Annotated in this window: 6 protein-coding genes; 1 reads left to right on the top strand and 5 read right to left on the bottom strand. The window is 71.1% G+C overall.

Annotation, left to right across the window (positions count from 1 at the left end; genetic code table 11):
* Positions 1–300 precede the first annotated feature (300 nt).
* The 3 genes from ACWDCZ_RS38780 to ACWDCZ_RS38770 all read right to left on the bottom strand — a co-directional run bounded on the left by ACWDCZ_RS38780 (position 301) and on the right by ACWDCZ_RS38770 (position 2216).
* Positions 301–1104, bottom strand: a complete 804-nt coding sequence (locus tag ACWDCZ_RS38780; RefSeq protein ID WP_049657098.1) for a DUF3710 domain-containing protein — start codon at positions 1102–1104, stop codon at positions 301–303.
* 69 nt (positions 1105–1173) lie between these two features.
* Positions 1174–1641, bottom strand: a complete 468-nt coding sequence (gene dut / locus ACWDCZ_RS38775; protein WP_049657091.1) for a dUTP diphosphatase — start codon at positions 1639–1641, stop codon at positions 1174–1176.
* A complete protein-coding gene (locus tag ACWDCZ_RS38770) occupies positions 1638–2216 on the bottom strand; it encodes a PaaI family thioesterase (protein ID WP_049657100.1) in 579 nt (192 codons plus the stop codon). The genes dut and ACWDCZ_RS38770 overlap by 4 nt, the downstream gene beginning before the upstream one ends.
* 134 nt (positions 2217–2350) lie before the next feature.
* Here ACWDCZ_RS38770 and ACWDCZ_RS38765 point away from each other — a divergent pair, with 134 nt between their 5' ends.
* Positions 2351–2800: a DUF3093 domain-containing protein gene (locus ACWDCZ_RS38765; protein ID WP_049657093.1), complete on the top strand. Its 450-nt coding sequence runs from the start codon at positions 2351–2353 to the stop codon at positions 2798–2800.
* A gap of 269 nt (positions 2801–3069) precedes the next feature.
* Here ACWDCZ_RS38765 and ACWDCZ_RS38760 read toward each other — a convergent pair whose 3' ends face one another.
* On the bottom strand, positions 3070–3369 hold the full coding sequence (locus ACWDCZ_RS38760) for a DUF4193 domain-containing protein (RefSeq protein ID WP_030285479.1): 300 nt from the start codon (positions 3367–3369) through the stop codon (positions 3070–3072).
* A gap of 472 nt (positions 3370–3841) precedes the next feature.
* Positions 3842–4729: acyl-ACP desaturase (locus ACWDCZ_RS38755; protein WP_449818407.1), on the bottom strand; the 888-nt coding region annotated here is incomplete at its 5' end.

The following is a 4729-nucleotide window of genomic DNA, read 5'->3' as shown; positions in this document are numbered from 1 at the left end:
TCTGGCGTTGACTTTTGGCACGCTGTTGAGTTCTCAAGGAACGGACGCTTCCTTCGGACCGCCTTCCAGCGGACCCTCCGGGCTTCGTTCTTTCGCGTTTCCAGCTTATCAGATGTTTTCCGCTCCGTTTTCCGGAGTTTCATTCATCGGATTCACTTTCCGCTTTGCCGCCCCGGTCTCCCGCGGCGACTCCGGAACTGTACGGGCACCGGCACGTCACATGCAAATCGCCCCTGCCCGGGCTCCCGGGCAGGGGCGATCAGTGCCGATCAGGGCCGGCCGAAGCCGGCCCGAGCCGGGTCAGCGAACCTCGGTGATCTCCGGGCCGCGCGCGAACGGGTCGAGCGCGGTACCGCCGAAGCGGTTCTCGCCCTCACCGGCGGCGGCGGTCGCCCCGCCACCGTCGGCGACCATCTGGGCGTCCTCGGGAAGCTTCAGGACGATCGGGTCGCGGGGAGCCATCGGGGACTCGCCGCGCACGACGACCGTCTGCCGGAAGACCTGCTCCAGGATCCCGGCCATCTCCGGCTGCACGGCGGCCTGGCCCGAGATCACGCCGCGCAGGAACCAGCGCGGACCGTCGCAGCCGACGAACCGCACCAGCTGCACGCCCTGGGTGCCGTCCGGCAGCTGCACGGGGACCCGGGCGCGGAGGTGCCAGCCGAGCGGGCCCTCCTCCTCCTCGATGAGGCCGCCCTGCGAGGTGATGCCGTTGGCGATCTCCTCCCGGACCTCCCCCCAGATGCCCTCCGACTTCGGGGCCGCGAAGGCCTGGAGCTGGATGGCGCTGTTTCCGAGCACAAGGGTTGCCGCCACGATCGCGTCACCGGCGACCTCGACGCGCAGCTCCATGCCCTCGACGCCGGGGACCAGCAGACCCCCGAGGTCGACGCGCCCCTCCTCGGGGTTCTCCAGCTCGGAGTGGTCCCACGGACCGTCCGGCCGGGGGGCCGGCGGCAGGCCGACCCTGTCGGCCGGGTCCAGCTCGGTCACGTTCTCGCTCTCGGCGGAACCTTCGACGTCATCGGCCGTCTCGTCGGCGCTGATGGCGTCGTCGGCGAGCTGCTCGACAGCGTCCTCGCTCTTCTGGCGACGACGGAACACGGTCACTGCCCTTCCCGGTCCAAGACCGATGCGAATGCCTGCTCGGCTTCCTGCGAGGCCGCGGGCATGCTAGACCGCGGCATGGCCGCCGGTCGACCCGAACCCGCCCTCGGCGCGTGCCGACCCAGGCAGCTCCTCCACCTCGTGGAAACGGGCCTTCTCGACCTGCTGGATCACCAGCTGGGCGATTCGGTCCCCTCGGCGGAAGCTGACCCCCTCGCGCGGGTCCAGATTGACGACGATCACCTTGATCTCTCCACGGTACCCGGCATCGACCGTCCCCGGGGCGTTCACGAGGGCAACACCGCAACGAGCTGCCAGGCCCGACCGGGGGTGGACGAAGGCCGCGTAGCCGTCCGGCAGGGCGATGGCGATGCCGGTGGGCAGCATGACCCGCTCGCCGGGGGCCAGCTCCGCGTCGACGGTGGTGCGCAGGTCGGCACCGGCGTCCCCGGGCTGCGCGTAGGCGGGCAGCGGCAGCTCGGGGTCGATGCGCTTGATCAGGACGTCCAGCTGCGGGCGGGGGGTGTCGCTCAAGGGTTCACCTCAAAGGCTCGTGCGCGCTTCATCAGATCCGGGTCGTCGAGGACCTTCTCGATGTCCTCGGGACGACCGTGCGTGGTGAAGTGTTCCAGCTTTACCTGGATGAAGAGGGCCTGGGACCGGACGGCGACCGGCCCGTCCGGTCCGCCGATCCGCGCCTCGGCGGCGCTGTAGATCTTGCGGCCGTGCACGCCGGTGATCCAGGCGCGCAGGTGCAGCACCGAGTCGACGGGCACCGGGCTGAGGAAGTCGGTCTCCAGCCGGCCGGTCACGGCGGGGGCGTGCAGCAGCCAGTTGAGCGTGCCGAGGGTCTCGTCCATGGCGGTGGTCAGCAGCCCGCCGTGGGCCAGGCCGGGGCCGCCCTGGTGGGCGTCGCGGACGGCGAACTCGGCGGTGACGTCGAGTCCCTCGCCGGCGACCGCGTCGATCCGCAGGCCGCCGGGGTGCTGCGGGCCGCAGCCGAAGCAGTGCTCGTAGTGGGAGCCGAGCCGGGTGCCGGGGGCGGGCGCCTGGGGGTGGCGCTCCGGCAGGACGGCGTCCGGCGGCGGGGTGGTCGGGGACGGCGGTATGGCGGGCGCCGGCCGGTCGGTGGGGGTGCTGGGGGCTGTCGTACCGGTCACGGGGCCCCAGCCTACCCAGGGGTAGCGGGCCTCCGGTGGGGGTGGCGTCCCGGGCCGGACGTCAGGGCGACCACAATGGAGGCATGTACGACGAACGCCTCACGGTGCCGCGCTCCTGGTGGCTGCTCCCGATCGCGCTGGGTCTCACGTTCGCGCTGATCCTGATCCGGGTCAGCGGTCCGGCCGCGCTGATCGGACTGGTGGTCGGCATCGCCGCCGGCGCGGTCGCGATCAGCAGCTACGGCTCGGCCCGCATCCGCGTGGTCCAGGGCTCCCTGGTGGCCGGCCCGGCCCGGATCCCGGTGGACGCGCTCGGCGACGCGCAGGCGCTGAGCCCCGCCGAGGCGGCGGCCTGGCGCGGCCGGAAGGCCGATCCGCGCGCCTTCATGCTGCTGCGCAGCTACGTCCCGACGGCGCTGCGGGTCGAGGTGACCGATCCGACCGACCCGACGCCGTACCTCTACCTGTCGACCCGCTCGCCGATGAAGCTGGCGGAGGCGCTGGAGGACGCCCGGCGCGGCGCCCGCACCTGAGGCGGACCGGGCCGGGCCGCGAGGCGGTCGGGCCCGGACACGGGCCGGACGGAAGAGGCCGGACAAACGGAGAGGGACGGTTCCGCTGCTGCGGGACCGTCCCTACGACTTTGTCCTGACCGGTCGACCGGCCGACTCCGTCCTCCCGGGCCCGTCCAGACGGACGGTGCCCGGACCTGCCGTCCGGCCCCGCTGCCCGGGGCCGGAAGGAGCGGTGTACCGGTCCCGCGGGCGCAGCCGCGGGCACCGGGTCCTGTCCGCCGCGGTGCTCAGGCGCCGCAGTCCCGGCAGATCGGGTTGCCGTTCTTCTCGCTGTAGAGCTGGCTGCGGTGGTGCACGAGGAAGCAGCTCATGCAGGTGAACTCGTCCGCCTGCTTCGGCAGGACACGGACGGCGAGCTCCTCGTTCGAGAGGTCGGCACCGGGGAGCTCCATGCCCTCGGCGGCGTCGAACTCGTCGACGTCGACAGAGCTGCCGCCCTTGTCGTTCCGCCGAGCCTTGAGCTCCTCGATGCTGTCTTCGTTGAGCTCGTCGTCGGTCTTGCGTGGGGTGTCGTAGTCGGTTGCCATTTTTCGCTCTCCCCCTCCGGGTTGTGCGGTGTGTGCGGTATCTCCAGCGCACGTAACGCATGGGGGGTCGGTCTTGTGCCCGACCCGAGGCGGAGATTTTGCCTTACTTCAAGCCCTGTTACTCAATCGACACTCAGCCCGGGCTCCATCGGGGTGATCCCCAGGGCTGTGGAAGGCCTCACGCTGGGCCATCACCAGCCTTCCGGGGACCCGGTAAACCGACCACGCACAGTGAGCACAATCGGTGTGGATGTCTGGGGAATCCCTTGTCCATCAGGGATGCCGACCGATTCCGCGGACCGACCGGTGACCGGAATCCGGTCACGGACGGCGATCGACACCCCTGATCAGGTGATCACTCTCCGGGGTTGCCCGGAATCGTGGAGCGACACGGTGTGAGCTTGGTCACGTTCAGAATCATCCAGGGCAAACCGCGGGAAATCCACCCACTCCGACCGCTCGGTCCAGCATCTCAGCCGGCGTTCCTCCGGGCCTCCCGGCGTGCCAGCAGGGCGGCCTGGCGCTCCTCGAACTTCCGGGCCTGGCCGTCCAGCCCGTCGAGGAAGACGCCCAGCTCGTTCTGCGCCAGCAGGCCCTCCGGGCCGAGCCCGCCGATCTCCATCACCTTGAGGTGGCGCAGCACCGGCTGGAGCACGTCGTCGTGGTGGATGCGCAGGTTGTACACCCCGCCGAGGGCGATCTGCGCGGCGGCGCGCTCGAAGCCGGGGATGCCGTGGCCGGGCATCCGGAAGTCGGTGACCACGTCGGCGACGGCCCGCATGGCCTGGTCCGGGGCGATCTCCAGGGCGGCCTTCAGCAGGTTCCGGTAGAAGACCATGTGCAGGTTCTCGTCGTTGGCGATCTTCGCCAACAGCTGCTCGCACAGCGGGTCGCCGGCGTACCTGCCGGTGTTGCGGTGCGCGATGCGGGTGGCGAGCTCCTGGAAGGCCACGTACGCGACGGAGTGCAGCATGCTGTGCGCGTTGTCGGACTCGAAGCCCTCCGACATGTGGCTCATCCGGGCCCGCTCCAGCTCCACCGGGTCGACCGCGCGGGTGGCGAGCAGGTAGTCGCGAATGGCTATTCCGTGCCGGCCCTCCTCGGCCGTCCAGCGGTGCACCCAGGTGCCCCAGGCGCCCTCGCGGCCGAACATGGTCGCGATCTCGTGGTGGTAGCTGGGCAGGTTGTCCTCGGTCAGCAGGTTGACCACCAGCGACACCCGGCCGACCGGGGTCACCTTGGAGTGCTCCAGCGACCAGGCCTCGCCGCCCACGCGATGTGCCCCTTCCAGGGCCAGGGCGCCTGCCAGGCCATCGAGGACGCCGTCGTCCTCGCCTCCCTGCTCACCCCCGCCGCCGAC

It is taken from the genome of Kitasatospora sp. NPDC001225 (assembly GCF_053597855.1).
This window is presented reverse-complemented; position numbering and strand designations above follow the sequence as displayed.